Below are 19,475 nucleotides of genomic sequence, written 5' to 3'. Positions count from 1 at the left end.
TCGAAATCGGCACAGGGAGGACATATGACCGCACTGCTCGCGATCGGCACTCGCAAAGGATTGTTCCTCGCGCGTTCCTCGGACGGCGGCTCGTTCGAGGTCGAGCCCGTGCGGTTCTCCACGATCGCGGTCCACTCGGTCGCGATCGACACCCGCGGGACCACGCCCCGCCTCCTCGCCGGCATCGAGTACGGCCACTTCGGCCCGTCGGTGATGTGGTCCGACGACCTCGGCGAGACCTGGGAGGAGGCGACGACCCCGCCGGTCGCCTTTCCCGAGCGCACCGGGGCCGCGCTGGCCCGGGTCTGGCAGCTCCAGCCGTCACCGTCCGAGCCGGACGTGGTCTGGGCGGGCGCCGAGCCCGCCGCGCTGTTCCGGTCGGAGGACCGCGGGGCCACGTACACGATGGTCGACGGCCTGTGGGACCACCCCACCCGGCCCCAGTGGCAGCCCGGCGGCGGCGGCCTGTGCCTCCACACCGTGATCCCCCACCCCACCGACCCGCGGCGCATCGGGGTCGCCGCCTCCGCTGTGGGGTTCTTCCGCAGCGACGACGCGGGGGCCACCTGGCGGCCGTCCAACAAGAACATCCGCGCCCCCTTCCTGCCGGAGGGCGCGCAGTATCCCGAGTTCGGCCAGTGCGTGCACAAGGTGGCGCAGCATCCCGCGACCCCCGAGCGGCTCTACCTGCAGCACCACTTCGGGGTCTACCGGTCCGACGACTTCGGCGACTCCTGGACCGAGATCGGGTCCGGCCTGCCGTCCGACTTCGGGTTCCCGATCGCGGTGGACCCGGACCACCCCGACAGGCTGTACGTCTTCCCGCTGCACGGCGACGTCGACCGGACGCCGCTCGGCCACCGATACCAGGTGTTCCGCAGCGACGACGCCGGAGAGACCTGGCACGGACACTCCGCCGGGCTGCCCGAGGGCCCGGTGCACGCCTCGGTGCTCAGGGACGCGATGTCCGCGGGGCCCGCGGGGGTGTTCTTCGGCACCCGGGACGGCGAGGTGTACGGGTCGGCCGACGCGGGCGAGACCTGGTCACTGATCGCCCGTCACCTGCCCGACGTGCTGTCCGTACGGGCCGCCGTCCTCTGACCCGCCACCGCCGTCCCGCGGCGCCCTTCCGGGCGACCGCGGGGCGGCGGTTCACGACCTCCGCGGATCAGACCTCATTGGCCCTCGCGGCCCAGGCCTCGGCGGCTCAGACCTTGCGGTAGCCGGGAACCCAGGCGCCGTCCTCGACGACGTAGTCGCCGAACAGGGCCGGGGCCTCCTCCCGCATGATCTCCCCGATGCGGTTGAAGATGAGGCGGATCTCCTCCTCGGCTCCCGCGGCCGTACGGGCTTCGATCGTGTGCCGCAGGGTGCGCACGTTGGCCGTCCAGACCAGGCCGGTGGCGACGCCCTCAGGGGCGAAGCGGCGCATGAACGAGGTGCGGTGCTTCTTCTCCGCGAACGCCACGCCGTCCTCGTCCAGCCCGAAGTGGGTCGCCATCCAGTTCTGGAACTCCTCCATCCGGTCGAGCATCTCGGTCGCCCGCTTCATCAGCTCGGCGTCCCCGCGCGCCCACTCGGGGAACCAGAACGGGATGTCGCTCAGCCGGACGAACCGCAGCGACTCCTGCGAGATCGCCACCCCGGGCCGGTGCCGTACCAGCTCGTGGGTGAGCACCCGCGAGACGTTGTGCAGCACGAAGCTGAAGCTGAGGTGCTCCAGCACGCTGCCGTGCGCGCTGGCCAGGATGTTGCGCAGGTACGCCTCCTGGTCGGTGCGCACCCTCGTGACGTTGGGGTTCAGGCCGGGCTCGAACGACCGGTAGCACAGCCGACCGGCGAACTCGGCGAGGTTCTGGGCGTCGAACTCGCCCCGCTCCAGCCGCTCGAGCCAGCTCTCCCCGCCGATCTCGTGGAGGTAGCGGGCCAGCTCGTCGTAGTCGACAGACGGTTTGGCGACGAGGAAGACCTCGGGCTCGACGCTGCGCATTCACATTCCCCGTGAAGTGGTGCCGATGGGTGACCGTCCAAGCAAACCAGCTCGGGCCCACGATCGCGACCCGGCCCCCGCCCTCGGGGCCCTGGCGGAGTCCGGGGGTCGTCCCCGGGTGTGGACCATCAGGTGATGTCGCGGCGCACCGTGGTGGCGGTGGCGACGGCGGCGAACAGCAGGCCGTAACCGACCAGGACGAGAGCGCCCGCCCAGGCGGGCAGCCATTCTGGCCTGCCCAGGCCGGTGTCGACGTCGATGCTCATCAGCGCCTGCGCGGCCCCGCCCGGCAGCCACTTGCCCACGGAGTGCAGGGCCGGGATTCCCGTGAAGATGCTCTCGATCACGTACGCCCAGGCGACCGCCGCGACGATCCCGGCGATCTGGTTGCGGACGAGCGCCCCCAGCCCGATGCCGAACACCGCGTACAGCGCCAGGGTGACCAGGATGCCGAGGCTGATCTGCGGGACGCGCGAGGCGGACAGTGCGAACTCGCCCCCGGAGAGCATCACGGCCGGGATCACCGTGACCGCCTGGAAGACCAGCACGGCCAGGGCGAACAATGCGCCCACGAGCAGCCCGGCCACCAGTTTGGCGACGATCACCAGGCCTCGTCGAGGGGTGGCGAGGAAGGTCCCCGTGATCGTCTGGTAGCGATACTCGGAGGTCATCATGACGACGCCGAGGATCATCACGAAGATCCCGCCGCTGGACCCGCTCGACCAGGCGATCTCGGCCCACTCCGCGGTGTCCCGCGCGGGCAGCGCGCCGCCGTTCTGCTCCACCCCCGCCAACGCGATGAGGAAGCCGAGGCCCACCCCGACCAGCACCAGCATGACGAGCAGCATGATCCACCACAGCCGGGTGGTGAACAGCTTGCGCAGCTCCGCCCTGACGAGCCCGCTCATCGCCCCTCCGTCAGATCGAGGAAGACCTTGTGCAGCCCGGATCGCTCCTGCGCCACCTCGGTGAGCACGACGCGCCGGTCCAAGGCGATCCGGCCGACGGCCTCCGGGTCCAGCCCGCGCACGCGCAGCAGGCCGTCCTCGACGCGTTCGACCATCCCGCCGGCCGCTTCGAGCGCGGGGGCGAGGTCGGCGGCCTTGGCGGCCCGCACCCGGACCGCGTCCGCGCCGTCGCTGGTGAGCTCGGCCAGGCTTCCCTGACGCACCAGGCGGCCCTTGGCGATGATCACGACGTCGTCGACGGTCTGCTCGACCTCGGCCAGGACGTGGCTGGAGACGAGCACCGCCGCGCCCTGGTCATGGGCGAGGTGGCGCAGGAACCCGCGCAGCCACTCGATGCCCGAAGGGTCGAGACCGTTGGCCGGTTCGTCGAGGATGTACACCCGGGGCCGGCCGAGCAGGGCGGAGGCGAGCGCGAGCCGCTGCCGCATGCCCAGCGAGAAGCCGCCCACGCGCTTGCCGGCGGCGTCCGCGAGGCCGACCTGCTCCAGCGCCTCGTCCGCGCGGGCGTCGGGCAGCCCGGCCGCCGTGCACAGGATGCGCAGGTGGTTGCGGGCGGTGCGGCCGGGGTGGAAGCTCGTGGCCTCGAGCACGGCGCCGACCTCGGCAGCCGGATTGGCGAGCGTGACGTAGCGCTCGCCGTTCACCAGCGCCTCACCCGAGCCGGGCGTGACCAGGCCGAGCAGGCAGCGGAGCGTGGTCGTCTTACCGGCTCCGTTGGGGCCGAGATATCCGGTGACGGATCCGGCCTCCACGCTGAACGAGACGCCGTCCACGGCCTTCACGGGCCCGAACGACTTCACCAGATTTCTAATCTCAATGGCAGACATCGGGCGCGATTATTCCGCGCGATAAATCGAGAATCATCCTCTTAAAGGAGGATCGTTTCGGCTCGGACAAATTCCGAATTTCAGAGGCGGTAAACGCGGCGGGCGTTACCCGAGCCGATCATGTGAGCGATCCGGGCGGCGTCGGCCGGGCTCCACTCGCCCTCGGCGATCCGGTCGGCGAGCACGCGGGCCAGGCCGCGGCGATGGCAGAGCGCGGCCAGGAAACACAGCTCGGCGGCGCCGTGGCAGCCGGAACCGTACATCTGCTTGTGGAACGGGACGAGTTCGAGCAGCTCGCGCAGAACCTGCCCGGAGCCGGCTGCGGTGTGGGCGACGGCGGGCCCGGCGTCCACGTAGACGTGCGGGAAAACGCCCGCCAGGTACGCCGCCTGGCGGTGGTAGGGATAGCAGTGCAGCAGGACGACCGGCACCCCGAGCGGGACGAGGGCGCGGACGAACCCGGTCAGCAGCGCGGGATCGGCCAGGTGGCCCACACCGAGACCCGACGGACCACCACCGGACGGGCCCCAGCCCGACGGACCACCGCCGGACAAGCCACCGCCGGACAAGCCACAGTGGAACTGCAGCGGCAGGCCCCGCTCCCGCGCGACGTCGACCGCCGCCCACAGCAGGTGCCGTACGAGGACGGGGTCGTCCAGGCGTGACTTGGGGTCGGCCAGCCTGTGGCCGGCCGCCGCGATCACGCTGCCGCGCGAGGGCCGGGAGGGGTCGAAGCCGAGGCCGCAGCGGTGCGCCGCGACCGATTTGAGCGCGGCGGCGCGGGCCGCGCGGGCCGCGAGCTCGTCCCGCAGCGTCCCGGCGTAGTCGGCGGCGGGCAGCCCGGCCTCGGCGACGTCCTGCTCGACCTGCTCCAGCCGGACGATCTCGTCGGCGGCGGCCGAACCGAGACGTCCCATCTCGGCGGGTGAGAGCAGCCCAGGGACGTCGAGCCCGGTGTCGACCAGGAAGGCCGACACCCCGGCGCCGCGCAGCAGCCGCCGGTTGACCTCGGCCGCGCCGAGCTCGGCCCGGCGCGACAGGTAGACGGTGGCCGAGGCGTGCGGCTCCAGGCCGAGGACCGGCGCGCACCAGCGGCGGATGGCGGCGCCCGCCGGGGTGTCGAAGTGCGTGGTGCCGGGCGGCGCGGGCGTGCCGCCTTCGCCGATGAGCTGCTCGAACCCCGACCTGGTGGTGTCGTCGCGGCGCACGCCGTGGCAGTGCTGGTCGACCACGGGCGCGAGCAGAGCCGCCCGCACCGCGTCGGGAAGGGGTACGGGCAGCATGTCGTGGGATCTCGGCTCCGGCACGGCAGTGGACTCTACGGCTCCCCCGCCGCGCCGGCGCCGCCCCAGACGGCCTCTTTACTCAGCCATGACGCGCGCAAAGCCGCAGGACGTTGGCGATGATCCGCGCCCCGGCGCCGCCCTGCGTGGTCAGGATCGACTCGGGGTGGAACTGCACGCCGAAGCGCAGGTTCTCGGCGTCCTCGATCGCCATGGCCGCGCCGTCCGGCGTGTACGCGGTGACCCGGAAGCCCTTGACCCCAGGCTCCTTGGCGTGCACGGAGTGGTAGCGTGCCGCGACGAACTCGCCGGGCAGCCCGTCGAGCAGCGCGCTGTCGCCCTCGCGGCGGACCCGGCCGCGCTTGCCGTGCTCCGGGTAGGGCAGCAGTTCGAGCGTGCCGCCCGCCTGCTCGACCATGGCCTGCAGGCCCAGGCACACCCCGAACACCGGCAGCCTCCGGGAGTACAGCGCCTCGATCAGCGCCGAGCAGCCGAAGTCGGACGGCCAGCCGGGGCCGGGCGACAGCACGACGAGCGTGGGCGCGATCTCGTCCAGCTTCTCCAGCGGGAAGCCGTGCCGCAGCGTGACCACCGACGCGCCCTGCTGCCGGAAGTAGTCGGCGAGCGTGTTGACGAAGGAGTCCTCGTGGTCCACGAGCAGCACGCGGTGGCCCTCGCCCGGCAGGTCGGCCCGGGGCTCGGTCCGGGCCTCCTCCCGGGGGCGAGCGGACGCGGCGAGCGCGCCGAGGAGGGCGCTGGCCTTGAGCTCGGTCTCCCGCTCCTCGGCCTCGGGGTCGGAGTCGTACAACAGCGTGGCCCCGGCGCGCACGGTGGCGACACCGTCGCGGATCTGCGCGGTGCGCAGGGTCAGGCCGGTGTTCATCGAGCCGTCGAAACCGATGAAGCCGACCGCGCCGCCGTACCAGCGCCGGGTGGTCTCCTCGTGGTCCTCGATGAACTGCATGGCCCACGTCTTGGGAGCGCCGGTGACGGTGACGGCCCACATGTGGGTGAGGAACGCGTCGAGGGCGTCGAACTCGGGACGCAGGCGGCCCTCGATGTGGTCGACGGTGTGGATCAGCCGGGAGTACATCTCGATCTGGCGGCGGCCGATCACCCGGACGCTGCCGGGGACGCAGATCCGCGACTTGTCGTTGCGGTCCACGTCCGTGCACATGGTCAGCTCCGACTCCTCCTTCACGCTGGACAGGAGCGTGCGGATGGCCTCGGCGTCCTCGACGGGGTTGGCCCCGCGGGCGATGGTGCCCGAGATCGGGCAGGTCTCGACGCGGTCACCGGCCACCCGGACGTACATTTCGGGCGAGGCGCCGACCAGGTGCTCGCCGTCGCCGAGGTTGAGCAGGAACTCGTACGGCGCGGGGTTCTCGGTGCGCAGCGAGCGGTAGAAGGCGGACGGGTCGGCGCAGGCGCCGTGGAAGACCTGGCCGGGGACGACCTCGAACAGGTCGCCGCGCTGGAACTTCTCCTTGGCCTTGGCGACGACCTCGGCGTAGGTCCCCCTCACCGGGTTCGGCGGGATCTCCCGGGGCGCGACCAGGGGGATCGTCTCCCCGGCGCGCTCCAGGCCGCTGGTGGAGGTGCCGTCCACGGTGAACTCGTAGCAGTGCTCCACACTGGTCTCGCGGACCCGGTCGATCACGACGAGCCGGTCGGGCAGGTGCAGCACCAGGTCACGCTGGTCGCCGGGGCGGGTGAGCCGGTAGCGGATCGGCTCGAACTGGAAGGCCAGGTCGTAGCCGAAGGCGCCGTACAGGCCGAGGTGCGGGTCGTCGGACCGGAAGGCCGCGATGATCTCGCGGATGGCGGTGAAGACGGTGGGCCTGCGGCTGCGCATCTCCTCCGGCAGCAGGTCCTCGGACTCGGGGACGTGCACCTCGACGTAGCCGTGGGTCGGCTCGGACACCGGCTTGCCGGCCGCCAGCAGGCAGGAGGCGACGACCGGCAGCACGACCTGGCCGCGCTCGTTGAGCGCGCGGGCGGAGATCCGCCGTCCCTTCGCCACGATCTCCAGGCAGGGATCGACGTAGCCGAACGCCCATCTGCTGTAACGGCCCGGGTAATCCATGCCGGACGAGAAGGCCCCGCCGCGCCGCTCCCCCAGCGACGTGACGATCTCCTCCAGCGCCTCCTCGGGCACCTCGCGCACCCGGCGCTCGACCGCGATGCCGCCGGCCGTGGTATATCCGCTGATCTCCACTGTCCACGCCCCTTTTTTCGTATGCCCCGGGGCGGACACACAGAAGGCCGCCACTCATGGGGCGGCCGGTCTATTCGACGCGAATGCGAAAACGCCGCCTGTCAGCGGCGCCACCACTGGGAGGGTGCATGAGTTCGCATGCGTCAAGGGTAGCGGCGGGAGCCGCGATCATGCAACGCGGCATGACTGGAAGGGCGAATAGCGGATAGATATTCTGTTACTGGTCGGGAAACCTCACTCTCGGCGCGGGGCCGTGGGCCCGAGGCCGGGGAAGGAGGGGCCATGGTCCGCGTGCCGGTGCACCGCCGCCGCCCGGGAGAGCCGGGCGGGCCGAGAGGTACGAACGGGGGTTCGAGCGGGCCGCAGGGCCGCCGGGTCCGGGTCCGCCGCGACGTTCCCGTGCCCATGCCGGACGGCGTGACCCTCCTGGCCGATCACTATGCGCCCATCGGCGCCGACCGGCCGCCGACGATCCTGATCCGCACGCCGTACGGCAGGGGCGGGGTGGTCGGCTGGATGTACGGCTGGACCTTCGCCCGGCACGGGTTCCAGGTGCTGCTGCAGAGCTGCCGGGGCGGCTTCGGCTCCGGCGGCCGGCTCGATCCCCTGGTCCACGAGCAGGAGGACGGCCTGGCGACGGTCGAGTGGATGCGCGCGCAGGCGTGGTATGGCGGCAGCTTCGCCATGCACGGGCCCTCCTACCTCGGCTACACGCAGTGGGCGATCGCGGCGGAGACCCCCGACCTGCGGGCGATGTCCATCCAGGTGACCGCCTCGTGCTTCCGCGACGCGGCGTACGTCGGGGGGTCGTTCGCGCTGGAGTCGACGCTGATCTGGACGACGCTCACCGCGCACCTGGAGGGCAGGCTGGGCGGCGTGGCCGCGTTCATCGCGCCCCGGCGCACGCGGCGGGCCGTGCTGTCGGGCCGCCCGCTGCACGAGCTCGACCTGCTGTCGGCGGGCAGGCCGCTGCCGTTCTTCCGCGAACTGCTGGCCCACCACGGCGAGACCCTCTGCACGTACTGGGACAGAGCGGACTTCTCCGCTTCGGTTGGGCAGGTCGGCGCGGAGATCACGATGACCGGCGGCTGGTACGACGTGTTCCTGCCCTGGCAGCTCAAGGACTACGCGGCGCTGCGGGCGGCCGGGCGGCGGCCCTACCTGACGATCGGGCCGTGGTATCACGCCGACATCCGCCACGGGCGGGCCGCCAACGCCGACGCCCTGGCCTGGTTCCGTGCCCACCTGCTCGGCGACCCGTCGGGGCTGCGCCCCTCCCCCGTCCGGCTGTACGTCACCGGCGCGGGCGAGTGGCGGGACGAGCCCGACTGGCCGCCGCCCGGGATGCGGCGCGAGCGCTGGCACCTACAGCCGGGCTTCGCCCTGTCGCGGGACAATCCGGCGGGCGGCGAGCCGGACCGCTACCGCTACGACCCCGCGCACCCCACGCCGGTGGTCGGCGGCCCGGTGCTGATCGGCAACTCCGAGCCGAGGGACAACCGGCGTCTCGAGGCCCGGCGTGACGTGCTCGTCTACACCTCGGACGTGCTCGGCCGGGACACCGACATGATCGGCCCGGTGAGCGCCGAACTGTTCGTCCGCACCGGCAGGGAGCACACCGACTTCGTCGTACGGGTGTGCGACGTGCATCCCGACGGCTCGTCGATGAACGTCTGCGAGGGCGTGCGGCGCCTGACCCCCGCGGACCGCGGCGACGAGGACGGCGTGCGCCGGGTGGAGATCGACCTGTGGCCGATGGGCCACCGGTTCCGCCGCGGTCACCGCGTCCGGGTGCAGGTGGCGAGCGGGGCCTACCCGCGCATCGCGCGCAACCCGGGGACCGGCGCGCCGCTGACGGCGGGCACCCCCATGGTCGCCTCCGACCAGGAGATCCTGCACGACCCCCGCCATCCCTCGGCGGTGATCCTCCCCACACTGCTCTGACTGATCGTCACACAATGAGTCGAGCCGCACGTGGCGAGCGGCTCCTCCCGTCGTCACGGCACCGGCCCGCGGTGGCGGAGGAGGTCGGTGACGGCCTTGCCGGTCGCCGGGCCGAGCGGGCCGGTGTGCTCCAGGCCCAGGTCACCTGCCAGGGCGGCGGTGCGCAGGCGCACTGTCGCCTCGACCAGCTCGGCGTAGGCGTCGACGGCCGTACGGGCGCGGCGCCATCCCGTGGCGAAGACGGCGGCCGCGATGAGCAGGCCCGGCCACCACAGCGCCCCCACCGTCGCATAGAGCAGCCCCCACCCGGCCAGCGTGGTGGCCCGGCCGAGAGTCTCGCGGGCCGCGGTGATCTCGGCGCGGACGGTCTCCGGTACGGTCAGCCACAGGTAGGGCCAGACCGTGGCCAGGTCGAGGTCCAGCTGCCGGTCCAGACGGGTCGCGACCGCCTGCATCCGGTCGCCCATCCACGTGGGCCGCTCCGGTTCCTCCGTGCCGATGTGCCGCAGCCGCCGCCGTGCGGCGTCGAGCCCCGACGGGGGCGCCGCGCGGCCCGGTGCGCCGGAGACCGGGTCCTCTTCCAGGCGAGCGCGGGCCAGAGCGGCGGCGGCGTCCTCCCTGGCCTGGTGGTACCGCTTCACGGCACGGGACCAGTGGGAGCGCCGGCGCCGGGTGAGCCGGGCGGCGGCCTGCCGCAGCGGTGGCGGCCAGGAACCCCATCCCTCGGCCAGCCAGAACCGTTCGACCACGGCGGCCAGGGCCTGTGCGGCCACCCCGGCCGCGGCCGACCCCAGCAGGAACGTGGTGAGGAGCACCGCGGCACGCCCCGTGCCGTACGGCACGGTCCACTGGTCCAGCCGGGTCGTCATGAGACGTTCGTCGAACGGATGCGCGTGCCCGAGCGTCGCCGCGGCGACCAGGGCGGCGAGGTACAGCGCCCCGGGTAGGACGAGCAGGGTCAGCCAGCGCTCGGCCAGCTTCTTCCCGAGCTCGGCCAGCAGGCCGCCCATGTCAGCGCAGCCGTTCGCGGGTCATCGGCGTCCCGCCGATCTCGCAGGACGGCGCGGCGCCGGACCCGGGAGAGGGCCAGCGATACCGCGCGCACCGCCGCTGCGGGCACAGGTAGACGAACTCGCCCGGGTCGGGTTCGACGGCGAGAGCGCGCAGGCCACGCCCGGCGTTGCCGTACACCCCGAGCACGTCGCCGCCCGCCACCAGCGCCCCGTGCAGCCGGTCCAGCGGTCCGGCGACCTCCTCCCCGGAGCGTACGGCGGCCAGCAGCCGGTCGAGCGGCCCGGTGTCTCCGAGTGCTTCCAGGTGCTCGCGGATGTCGGCCAGGTGACCGCAGACATAGCCGATCGCGGCGGCCGTCCGATCGCTCATTCTCACCTCCGGGCGAGTCCCGGCGGAGCCGATGACCTACCAATCTGTAAGCGGCTCGGCCCGCACGGACGTTACGCTCGCATGGGTCCGACGCCGGGACAGGGGTCGTCATGCGGGAACAGCACCTCGCCGCCGTCCAGGCGCATCTGGCGCGCATCCGGACACCCCGGGACGCATTGGCTCCCGAGGTGACGGCGGACATCCGCCGGCTGACGGAGGCGCTCGGCGACGACGAGGACCTCGACGCCGGGTTCGCGCTCGGCTGGCTGCACTGGTATCGCTACAGCGCCCTGCCCGAAGGCCAGGACCGCGACGAGCTGCGGGCCGCCCTGCGTGCCTTCGTCGGCTGTTTCGTGGCCGGCGCCGAACCGCTGCCCGAACCGCTGCTGCCCGTTCTCGCCGACGTCGCGGAGCCCGTGGCGATCGCGATGACCCAGCAGGGGCTGCAGACGCGGGGGCCGGACGGCCTGGAGACCGCCGCCCTCGTCTGGCAGCGCATCGTGGCCGCGGCCTCGCCCGACGACGCCGCCCGGGCCCGGTACATCGGCGGCTGGGGCGTCGCCCTGCAGATGCTGGCCGAGCGGACCGGCTCTGCCGGGCTCTTGGACGAGGCCGTCGAGACGCTGAGTCTCGCGGTCACCGTGGCCCTGTCGCGGGGCGGCGACGTGCCCGAGCAGCAGCACCGGCTCGGCCGCGCCCTTCTGGACAGGTTCCGCCGCACAGGCGCGCCGGGTGATCTGAGCGCGGCGATCGAGGCCGCACGGCTCGCGGCCGACGCCGTCCCCGGGAACGGCACCTACCAATGGCTGCTCGGCGCGGCGCTGTGCGCCAGGTTCGACGTCACACAGGCGCCCGCCGACCTGGACGAGGTCGTCGAGGCGAATCGCCGGGCCGTGGCCGCCGCCACGCCCGGCCACCCCGACCACGCCGGCTTCCTGGGCAACCTGGCAGGCGCGCTGAACACGAGGTTCGAGCGCACTGGCGACGCCGCGGACCTCGACGAGGCGATCGCCGCCTTCCAGACCGCCGGGTTCTGGTACAACGCGGGCGTCCTGCTCGTCACACGGTTCCGCCGTACGGGCGACGTCGCCGACCTGGACCTCGCGATCGAGGCGTGCCGACGGGCCCTGACGACGCGGGACGGGCCGGCCCACCACGTCCTCGGCAACCTCGCTGTGGCCCTGCGGAGCAGGTTCGACCAGACGGGAGACGCGGGCGATCTCGAGGCCGCCATCGAAGCGGGCGGGGAGTCCCTGGCCCGCACCCCCGCCGACGACCGCGGCACGCCGCTCACCAATCTCGGCATCTCCCTGCTCGACCGCTTCGGTGTCACGGGCGGACGAGAGGACCTGGAGCGAGCGCTCGCCCTCAGCGAGGAAGCCGTACGCGCCGTCCCGCCGGGCCGGCCGGAGCGCGCCGCCGCGTTGAACAATCTGAGCCTCGCGCTCCTGCGGCGCCATGAGACCGACGGCGCATCCGGCGACATCGAGCGAGCCGTGTCGGTCGGCCGGGAGGCCGTCGACGCCACCCCGCCCGGTGATCCCGAGCGCCCGGCCCGGATGAGCAACCTGGCCCTCGCCCTCCGCCTGCGGTTCGAACTCCGCCGCTCGTCGGCCGACCTCGACGCGGCCGTCGAGATGGGCACGCAGGCCGTCGGCGCGGTCCCCGCCGGCCACCCGCGCCGCGCGACCCTGCTGTCGGACCTGGGCACGGCACATCACGTGCGCTACCGGCGTACCGGCGATTTCCACGACCTTCAGGCCGCCGTCGAGGCCTTCCAGGACGCCGTGGACGCGATGCCGGCAGGGCGCCCGTTCCGGGCGGGCGTGCTGCACAACCTCGGCGTGGCATTGCGGGACCGGTTCACGCTCACCGGCGATGTGTCGGACCTCGACAGGGCGATCAGAGCGGGACGCGAGGCGGTGAACGCGACCCCGCCCGGCTCGCCGACGCGCTCGATCTTCCTGGCGACGCTCGCCGAGGCCCACGGCGACCGCTCCAGGGCGACGGGCGCACCCGATGACCTGCACGCCGCCGTCGCCGTCGCCCGGAAGGCCGTCGAGGCGACCCCTGACGGTTCACCACAGCGAGCCGTGCACGTCGCCTTCCTCGGCAATGCGCTGCGCGCCCTGGCCGAGCGTTCGGGCGAAGGCGCCGGGGAGGCGCTGGCCGCCTACCGGAGCGCGCTCGGCGACCCGTCTGGCCCGCTGGACCTCCGGATCTCCGCCGCCCGGGCGGCGGCGGACCTGGTACACGACACGCGGCCGGCACTCGCCGCGGACCTGCTGGAGTCCGCGGTCGCCCTGCTGCCCGAGACGATTCCGGCGGGCCCGAGCTGGAGCGACAGGCAGCACGAGCTGAAAACCTACGCACGGCTGGCCGCCGACGCCGCCGCGCTCGCCCTGTCCGTCCCCTCCGCATTGCCGCCGCGGCGGCGGGACGGGTCCGAACCACCCGCGCTGCGGGCCCTGCGCCTGCTGGAATCCGGCCGGTCGATCCTGCTGGGCCGCATCCGGCAGAGCCCGCCGCTGCCCGGCCTGGCCGAGTTGTGCGCCGCCGCGGAAGACGGCCCGATCGTGGTGTTCAACGTCAGCCGCTACCGCAGCGACGCGATCCTGCTCACCCCCGACGGCGTCGACCACCTTCCGCTACCCGACCTCGCCGCCGCGCCCGAGCGGTTCCATGCCTTTCTCACCGCGTTGCGCGGTGCCGACGACCCGGAGGCGGGATGGCGGGAGAGGGTGGCGGCGCAGGACGACATCAACGCCACCCTGGAATGGCTGTGGGACGCCGCCGCGGCTCCGGTGCTGGACGCGCTCGGTTGCCCGGCGCCGCCGCCCGACTCCGGCACCCCGTTGCCGCGGGTCTGGTGGGTGCCCGGCGGCATGCTGAGCGTGTTCCCGCTCCACGCGGCCGGCCACCACCGCGCCGCCGACGGCCGTACGGCCCTGGACCGGGTTGTCTCGTCGTACGCTCCGACGGTCCGTGCCCTCCTCGACGCACGACGTCCGCCCCCGGCCGCCGGGGCGCGCGGCGCCGGCCGGGCCCTGGTCGTCGCGATGCCGCAGACCCCGGGCGCCGCGCCGCTGCCCTATGCCGCGGAGGAGGCCGAGCTGCTCCGGGGCGCGTTGCCCGGCTCGCTCGTGCTGACCTCCCCTGCCCGCGACGCGGTGCTGGCCGCGATGGCGGACGCGCCGATCGCCCACTTCGCATGTCACGGCGTCAGCGAGGCCCTCGATCCGGCGAGGAGCAGGCTGCTGCTGGCGGACCACGAGACGGCCCCGTTGACCGTGGCCGATCTCGCCGCCGCCGGTCTGAGCGCCGCCGAGCTGGTCTACCTGTCGGCCTGCAGCACCGCGCAGATGAACGTCGTCACGCTGGGCACGGTCGAGCTCGCCCAACCGGCCCGGACCGAGCTGCCGCACCTCGCCGCCCTCGTCGGGCGGCTGAACCGCGGACGTGACCTGCTCGACGAGGCCATCACGCTCGCCGCGGCGTTCCAGGCCATCGGCGTCCGCCACGTCGTCGGCACCCTGTGGGAGATCGACGACGCGGTCACCCTGGAGCTCGCCGGCGCCTTCTACCAGGGCCTTCGCACCGAGAACGGAGCCCTGGACCTCGGCCGGTCCGCGGAGGCCCTGCACCGCGCGGTGCGCGCCGTACGCGACCGGTTCCCGCAGACACCCTCGCTGTGGGCCCCCTACCTGCACGCCGGAGCCTGACGGGCGGAAAGTCGCCGTGCCCGAGGGCGAGTTCCTGGACTATTCCTAGAGGTCCTCGGCGAGCGCGAGCAGGCGGGTGACGGTGTTCCAGTTGCGCATGGTCGCCGGGCCGGCCGAATGCTTCTCCATGAGCGGCGGCAGCTTGGGACGCCGCAGCCCGTCGGGGAAGTAGATGTAGAGCTCCCGCTCGCCTATCCGCATCTCCTCGGGGGCGTACGCCGCCGGATCAATGCTCGCCAGCCCCTCCCGGTCCGGCGGCCGGGCCAGGAAGACCACGGCGAACCGGGCGGGGTCCCGGACCTCCAGGGGGTTGCGCTCCACCACGCCGCGAAGCTGCTCGGCCGTACGGACGATCACCGCTACGGACAGGCCGAACTCCTCCTGGAGCCCGCGCTCGATCGCGGTGGCGATCGACTCGGCGTCCCCGTCCGCGGTGAACAAAGCGTTCCCGCTGCGCAGGTGCGTGCGGACGTTCCCATACCCGAGCCGTTCCAGCAATGCCTTGAGATCGGCCATCGCCAGCGTTGTGGCGGGGTTGACGTTGATGCCGCGCAGCAGCGCCACGTACCGCATCGCATCGCCTCCTTCCCGGGGGAGGCTACCGCCCGTTCCTGTCAGGCGGCGTCAGGTATCGGGCCGGCATGTGGCCGGCGGCGCGGGCCGGGTGACGGCCGCTTCCCTCGCGAGTGCCGCCATGGGCACCCGGGTCGTCGTCGCCACTCCCTCATCGTCGCTGGGCGCGTCAACACGACCGTTCGGCGATTGGTGATCCCCCTGTTACCCGTGAGTCCTTACGCTGCCGCCGAGTAACCGTCCCGCTGGTCCGCGCGACGGCCCCGTCACGCGGATCTGCCGGGCACGCCTGGTCCGTGTCCGATTGGAGAACGTGTGACGACCCCCCGCGCCGACCGCGGCCGAAACCCCGACCGGAGCCCGCTGAACTGGCTGCTCCTGCTGCCGATCGTGATCCCGCTCATCCCGCCCCTGTTCAACGCCGACGAACCGCGGCTGTTCGGCATCCCGATGTTCTACTGGCTGCAACTCGCCTTCATCATCCTCGGCGTGACCACGACCACCCTCGTCTACCGCGCGACGAGGAGGAGCCGGTGAAGACCACCGAGATCGTCATCTTCACGCTCCTGTTCCTGGTCGTCAGCGGCCTGGGATTCGTGGCCGCCCGCTGGCGCCGTCCCGGCGACCTCGCCACCCTCGACGAGTGGGGCCTCGGCGGGCGCAGCTTCGGCAGCTGGATCACCTGGTTCCTGATCGGCGGTGACCTCTACACGGCCTACACCTTCGTGGCCGTGCCCGCCCTGATCTTCGGCGCGGGCGCCATGGGCTTCTACGCCGTGCCGTACACGGTGGTCGTCTATCCGATGGTGATGCTCGTGCTGGTCCGGCTGTGGTCGGTCTCGCACGTGCACAACCTCGTCACGCCGGCCGACTTCGTCCGCGTGCGCTTCGGCTCCCCCACGCTGGCGCTGCTCGTGGCGATCACCGGCATCGTCGCGACCATGCCGTACATCGCCCTGCAGCTCGTCGGCATCGAGGCGGTGCTGAAGACGATGGGGCTGACGGGCGACCTGCCGCTGATCATCGCGTTCGCGATCCTCGCGGCCTACACCTACCAGTCCGGGCTGCGCGCCCCCGCGCTGATCGCGTTCGTCAAGGACTCGCTGATCTACCTGGTGATCCTGGTCGCGATCATCTACATCCCGGCCAAGCTCGGCGGCTGGGATACGATCTTCGGCGCCGTGAAGGAGAAGTTCGACGCGACCCCGAACCAGGCCGACGGCCCCCTGCTGAACGCCAACAATCAGCTCCAGTACGTCACGCTCGCCTTCGGCTCGGCGCTGGCGCTGTTCCTCTACCCGCACAGCGTCACCGGCATCCTGGCCTCGCGGAACCGCAACGTGATCAAGCGGAACATGTCGGCCCTGCCGGCCTACAGCCTGCTGCTCGGCCTGATCGCGCTGCTCGGCTACATGGCGATCGCGGCGGGGGTCAAGCCGATCGGCAAGGACAACAACACGATCGTGCCGCAACTGTTCGACAACGTGTTCCCCGACTGGTTCGCGGGGGTCGCCTTCGCCGCCGTCGGCATCGGCGCGCTCGTGCCCGCCGCCATCATGTCGATCGCGGCGGCCAACCTGTTCGCCCGTAACATCTACCGGGAGTACATCAACCGGAACGCCACCGCCGCCCAGGAGGCCACGGTCAGCAAGGTCGCGTCGCTGGTCGTGAAGATCGGCGCGGTGCTGGTCATCCTGCTCATCGACCCGCAGTTCTCGATCGACCTCCAGCTCATCGGCGGCGTGATCATCCTGCAGACCCTCCCGTCGGTCGGCCTCGGCCTCTACACCCGGTGGTTCCACCGGGGCGGCCTCATCGCGGGCTGGGCCGCGGGCATGGCGGCCGGGATGCTGCTGCTGTACAACATCGCCAACCCGGCCACCAACCACGCCCACTTCGGCGGTTCGGCCTTCCCGTTGTCGCAGCTCGGGCTCGACACCAAGATCACGATGTACGCCGGGTTCCTCGCGCTGATCGTCAACCTGGTCGTCGCCGTGCTCGGGACCTTCGTGGCCCGCGCGTTCAAGAGCGCCGACGGCCCGGACGGCACCCGGCCCGAGGACTACTTCGCCGACCAGGGCGACCCGCGCGTCCACGAACTGGAGACGACCGCGCCCGCGTCCTGAGGATTCGTACGGACTTGTGGCCGGCTTGACGGGGCGGCGCGCGCCGCGTCAAGACGGCCACAAGCGTGCGGTGGCGCAAAGAGGCATCACCCCGACCATCGAAGGAGCGAAGGATGCCTCTCACCAATGACCTGATCGTCACCGGCGGCCACGTGATCGGCATGGACCCGGCGGCGCCGGACGGCCCGGCCGACGTCCGCCGGGTCAGGGGCGTGCTCGGCGACGACACCGCCCGCGTGACGATGGCCCTGGCGGCGCGCGGCCCCCAGATGTCGCCGTGGCCGACGCGGTGCGCTGGGCGTCGGCCACGGCGGTGCAGGCGGCCGGACGGCACGCGTACGAGGACGCCGCGCAGTGGTGGCGCCGGGCGGCCGAGGCGCACGGGACGCTGCCCGGCGCGGACCCCCGCGAGCATGTCGAGCTCCTGCTCCAACTGGTCCGCGCGCAGCTCGCCGCCGGTCACGGCTTCTCGGCCCGGCAGACCCGGGCGGAGGCGGTGCTCGCGGCCGACAGGTCGGGCGACCCCGCTGCTCGCCGCGCGGGCGCTGACCAGTCTGGACGCCCCGGGGTTGTGGAAGTTCTACACCTACGGCGACATCGAGCTGCACACCGTGCGGCGCATCGAGGACGCCCTCGCCGCGCTGCCGGAGGGGGACTCGGAACTGCGCTGCAGGCTGCTCGGGTGCCTGGGGATGGAACGTTACGACGGCTCGGCCGACCCCCGCTGCGACACCGCCACGGCCGAGGCGCTGGCGATGGCCCGCCGTCTGGTGGTCTCCGGGGAGGCCGGCCCGGAACTGCTGGCGATCACTCTGAATGCGCGGTATCTGGGCGTGCAGCTCCCCGAGTACATGGCGGAGCTCGACGCGATCGGCGAGGAGCTCACCGGGCTCGGGCTGCCCGGGTTCGAGCTGCTCGGCTACATGATCAGAGAGCGGACCCGGATCGACCTGTTCGACAAGGCCGGCGCCGACCGGGCCGCCGAGCGGGCGGGAGTGCTGGTCGAGCGGCTCGACCTGCCCTGGCCCCGGTTCCAGCACCTGATCTGGACCGGGACCCGGCGCCTGCTCGACGGCGACTTCGAGGGCGCGGGCAACGCGTACGCCGCGGCGGCCGAGGCCGGGGAGCGGCTCAACCTGTGGCACACGAGCAGCACGCTCTCGTCGGCGCTGCTCACCCGGCACTTCGCGATGGGGGACTTCGACGGCGCCGAGGAGCTGATGGCGCACCACTCCCCCTTTCCCGCCCACCGCCAGGTGATGGGCGTGCTCATCGGCGACTGGCGGGGCGACCGAACGGCGGCCGAGGCGGCGCGTGAGCAGGGCTGGCACCCGCTGCCGCGCGACTTCGGCGAGCTGCCGGGACTGTGCCTGCAGGGCGAGGCCCAGATCGTCGCGGGCGACCACGAGGCGTGCGCCCGCACCTACCGCAGGCTCCTGCCGTACGAGGACAGGATCGCCTTCGGGGCGGGGACGTTCTGCGCCGGGCCCGTCGGCTACTACCTGGGCCGGATGGCGCACCTGGGGCCGGGCGGCGGGGCCGGAGACGGCGCGGGCGCATCTGGAGGCGGCGCAGAAGCGCTGCGCGGCGAACGGGCTCACCTGGTGGGCCGTCCGCATCGCCCGCGAACGCGACCGGCTCGCGCCCTGACCCGGCGCGTCCGGCCTCAGCCCGTGGCCGGGGACGCCGCAGGCCGCGCCGCGACCACACCGCCGCCGCGCCACAGCATCGTGGCGAACGCGACCAGGGCGACGGCGAGCGGCGCGTGCCCGGCGGCACCGGCGACCCCGCCGGCCGGAGCGCCGAATGCCGCGACCGCCGCGACGACGAGCAGGACGGGCTGCCAGAGCGGAGTCGCACGGGTGCGGATCAGCGCGGCGGCGAGCACCAGCATCCCCACGGTGAACAGGGGGGCCAGGTAGAAGGGCACGCCGATGAAGGCGTCGTCCGAGGCCATGTCGTAGACCTTCCGTGCGAGCACCGGGTCGTGCGCCGTGAGCATGCCCATGGTGAACCCGATGGTGGAGGCGCCGACGGCGAGACCGGCCGCGCCGACGGCCGCGAGCGTCGCGCCGACGGCGGCGAGGCGGGGGCTGCGCTCGCCGGCGAGCCGGCCGATCCCGTACGCCGAGGGCGCCAGCAGCACCGCGGCGATCGAGGTGAGCAGGGTGGCGGCGGCGAACCGGCCGTGGGCCCGGGTGACCTCGTTGACATAGTCGGCCGCCGACAGCGTCGAGGGCGTGTTCCACAGATGCCCGAGCACGAGGCAGACCGCCGCCGCGGTCATCGAGCCCGCCAGCAGCCGGGGGCTCGTCTCACTGGTGGTCACGTGCGTGTCCTTTCGGTTCGTCCGGCTGGTGATGGCCGAACCGTAGGAGCGCGCGGGTCCTCGGCGGATCGACCTCGACGCGCAGATCCCCGGGGCCCGGCTACGACCTTCG

General features: G+C 72.9%; 14 protein-coding genes. 5 read left to right on the top strand and 9 right to left on the bottom strand.

Going from position 1 to position 19,475, the window contains the following annotated elements:
- The first annotated feature begins 24 nt into the window (after positions 1–24).
- Positions 25–1,101, top strand: coding sequence for a WD40/YVTN/BNR-like repeat-containing protein (locus tag IL992_RS27950; RefSeq protein ID WP_193206354.1), 1,077 nt, complete (start codon positions 25–27; stop codon positions 1,099–1,101).
- A gap of 106 nt (positions 1,102–1,207) precedes the next feature.
- Here IL992_RS27950 and thyX read toward each other — a convergent pair whose 3' ends face one another.
- The 5 genes from thyX to IL992_RS27925 form a co-directional block, all read right to left on the bottom strand.
- Positions 1,208–1,990, bottom strand: a complete 783-nt coding sequence (gene thyX / locus IL992_RS27945; RefSeq protein WP_193206353.1) for an FAD-dependent thymidylate synthase — start codon at positions 1,988–1,990, stop codon at positions 1,208–1,210.
- A 128-nt stretch (positions 1,991–2,118) separates the two neighbouring features.
- The gene (locus IL992_RS27940) at positions 2,119–2,898 is read right to left on the bottom strand and encodes an ABC transporter permease (protein WP_193206352.1); all 780 of its coding nucleotides are present in this window, start codon (positions 2,896–2,898) and stop codon (positions 2,119–2,121) included.
- On the bottom strand, positions 2,895–3,785 hold the full coding sequence (locus tag IL992_RS27935) for an ABC transporter ATP-binding protein (protein ID WP_193206351.1): 891 nt from the start codon (positions 3,783–3,785) through the stop codon (positions 2,895–2,897). Before IL992_RS27935 ends, IL992_RS27940 begins: the two co-directional genes overlap by 4 nt.
- A gap of 80 nt (positions 3,786–3,865) precedes the next feature.
- Positions 3,866–5,092, bottom strand: coding sequence for an amidohydrolase family protein (locus IL992_RS27930; RefSeq protein ID WP_319018874.1), 1,227 nt, complete (start codon positions 5,090–5,092; stop codon positions 3,866–3,868).
- A 58-nt stretch (positions 5,093–5,150) separates the two neighbouring features.
- A complete protein-coding gene (locus IL992_RS27925) occupies positions 5,151–7,286 on the bottom strand; it encodes an anthranilate synthase component I (protein WP_193206350.1) in 2,136 nt (711 codons plus the stop codon).
- 282 nt (positions 7,287–7,568) lie between these two features.
- Here IL992_RS27925 and IL992_RS27920 point away from each other — a divergent pair, with 282 nt between their 5' ends.
- Entirely contained in the window at positions 7,569–9,230 is a 1,662-nt protein-coding gene (locus tag IL992_RS27920; protein WP_193206349.1) for a CocE/NonD family hydrolase, read from the top strand.
- A gap of 53 nt (positions 9,231–9,283) precedes the next feature.
- On the opposite strand, the gene IL992_RS27915 is transcribed toward IL992_RS27920, so the two are convergent.
- Together IL992_RS27915 and IL992_RS27910 are read right to left on the bottom strand one after the other, a co-directional pair.
- Positions 9,284–10,240 (bottom strand): hypothetical protein, encoded by a 957-nt coding sequence (locus IL992_RS27915; protein WP_193206348.1) that lies wholly within the window; start codon positions 10,238–10,240, stop codon positions 9,284–9,286.
- A gap of 1 nt (position 10,241) precedes the next feature.
- The gene (locus IL992_RS27910; RefSeq protein ID WP_193206347.1) at positions 10,242–10,613 is read right to left on the bottom strand and encodes a hypothetical protein; all 372 of its coding nucleotides are present in this window, start codon (positions 10,611–10,613) and stop codon (positions 10,242–10,244) included.
- 110 nt (positions 10,614–10,723) lie between these two features.
- Here IL992_RS27910 and IL992_RS27905 point away from each other — a divergent pair, with 110 nt between their 5' ends.
- On the top strand, positions 10,724–14,335 hold the full coding sequence (locus tag IL992_RS27905) for a CHAT domain-containing protein (RefSeq protein WP_193206346.1): 3,612 nt from the start codon (positions 10,724–10,726) through the stop codon (positions 14,333–14,335).
- 45 nt (positions 14,336–14,380) lie between these two features.
- Here the strand turns inward: IL992_RS27905 and IL992_RS27900 are convergent, their stop codons facing one another.
- A complete protein-coding gene (locus IL992_RS27900) occupies positions 14,381–14,908 on the bottom strand; it encodes a DUF1697 domain-containing protein (protein WP_193206345.1) in 528 nt (175 codons plus the stop codon).
- Positions 14,909–15,223: 315 nt separating this feature from the next.
- Between IL992_RS27900 and IL992_RS27895 the strand changes: the two genes are divergently transcribed.
- Complete coding sequence (locus tag IL992_RS27895) at positions 15,224–15,445, top strand: DUF3311 domain-containing protein (RefSeq protein ID WP_319018872.1); 222 nt, start codon at positions 15,224–15,226, stop codon at positions 15,443–15,445.
- Positions 15,442–17,034: a monocarboxylate uptake permease MctP gene (gene mctP / locus IL992_RS27890; protein ID WP_193206344.1), complete on the top strand. Its 1,593-nt coding sequence runs from the start codon at positions 15,442–15,444 to the stop codon at positions 17,032–17,034. The genes IL992_RS27895 and mctP overlap by 4 nt, the downstream gene beginning before the upstream one ends.
- Before the next feature lie 1,666 nt (positions 17,035–18,700).
- Here mctP and IL992_RS27885 read toward each other — a convergent pair.
- Positions 18,701–19,363 (bottom strand): DUF4386 family protein, encoded by a 663-nt coding sequence (locus IL992_RS27885; RefSeq protein ID WP_193206343.1) that lies wholly within the window; start codon positions 19,361–19,363, stop codon positions 18,701–18,703.
- Positions 19,364–19,475: the final 112 nt, after the last annotated feature.

This window comes from Microbispora sitophila (assembly GCF_014892245.1).
GTDB classification, from domain to species: Bacteria; Actinomycetota; Actinomycetes; order Streptosporangiales; family Streptosporangiaceae; genus Microbispora; species Microbispora siamensis.
Note: the sequence above shows the minus strand (reverse complement) of the source record. Positions and strands in the feature narration are given on the sequence as shown.

Excerpts from the sequence above, each read along its gene's own strand:
- IL992_RS27950 (WP_193206354.1), top strand. The coding sequence starts at position 25 with ATGACCGCACTGCTCGCGATCGGCACTCGCAAAGGATTGTTCCTCGCG.
- thyX (WP_193206353.1), bottom strand. The coding sequence starts at position 1,990 with ATGCGCAGCGTCGAGCCCGAGGTCTTCCTCGTCGCCAAACCGTCTGTC.
- IL992_RS27940 (WP_193206352.1), bottom strand. The coding sequence starts at position 2,898 with ATGAGCGGGCTCGTCAGGGCGGAGCTGCGCAAGCTGTTCACCACCCGG.
- IL992_RS27935 (WP_193206351.1), bottom strand. The coding sequence starts at position 3,785 with ATGTCTGCCATTGAGATTAGAAATCTGGTGAAGTCGTTCGGGCCCGTG.
- IL992_RS27920 (WP_193206349.1), top strand. The coding sequence starts at position 7,569 with ATGGTCCGCGTGCCGGTGCACCGCCGCCGCCCGGGAGAGCCGGGCGGG.
- IL992_RS27915 (WP_193206348.1), bottom strand. The coding sequence starts at position 10,240 with ATGGGCGGCCTGCTGGCCGAGCTCGGGAAGAAGCTGGCCGAGCGCTGG.
- IL992_RS27910 (WP_193206347.1), bottom strand. The coding sequence starts at position 10,613 with ATGAGCGATCGGACGGCCGCCGCGATCGGCTATGTCTGCGGTCACCTG.
- IL992_RS27905 (WP_193206346.1), top strand. The coding sequence starts at position 10,724 with ATGCGGGAACAGCACCTCGCCGCCGTCCAGGCGCATCTGGCGCGCATC.
- IL992_RS27900 (WP_193206345.1), bottom strand. The coding sequence starts at position 14,908 with ATGCGGTACGTGGCGCTGCTGCGCGGCATCAACGTCAACCCCGCCACA.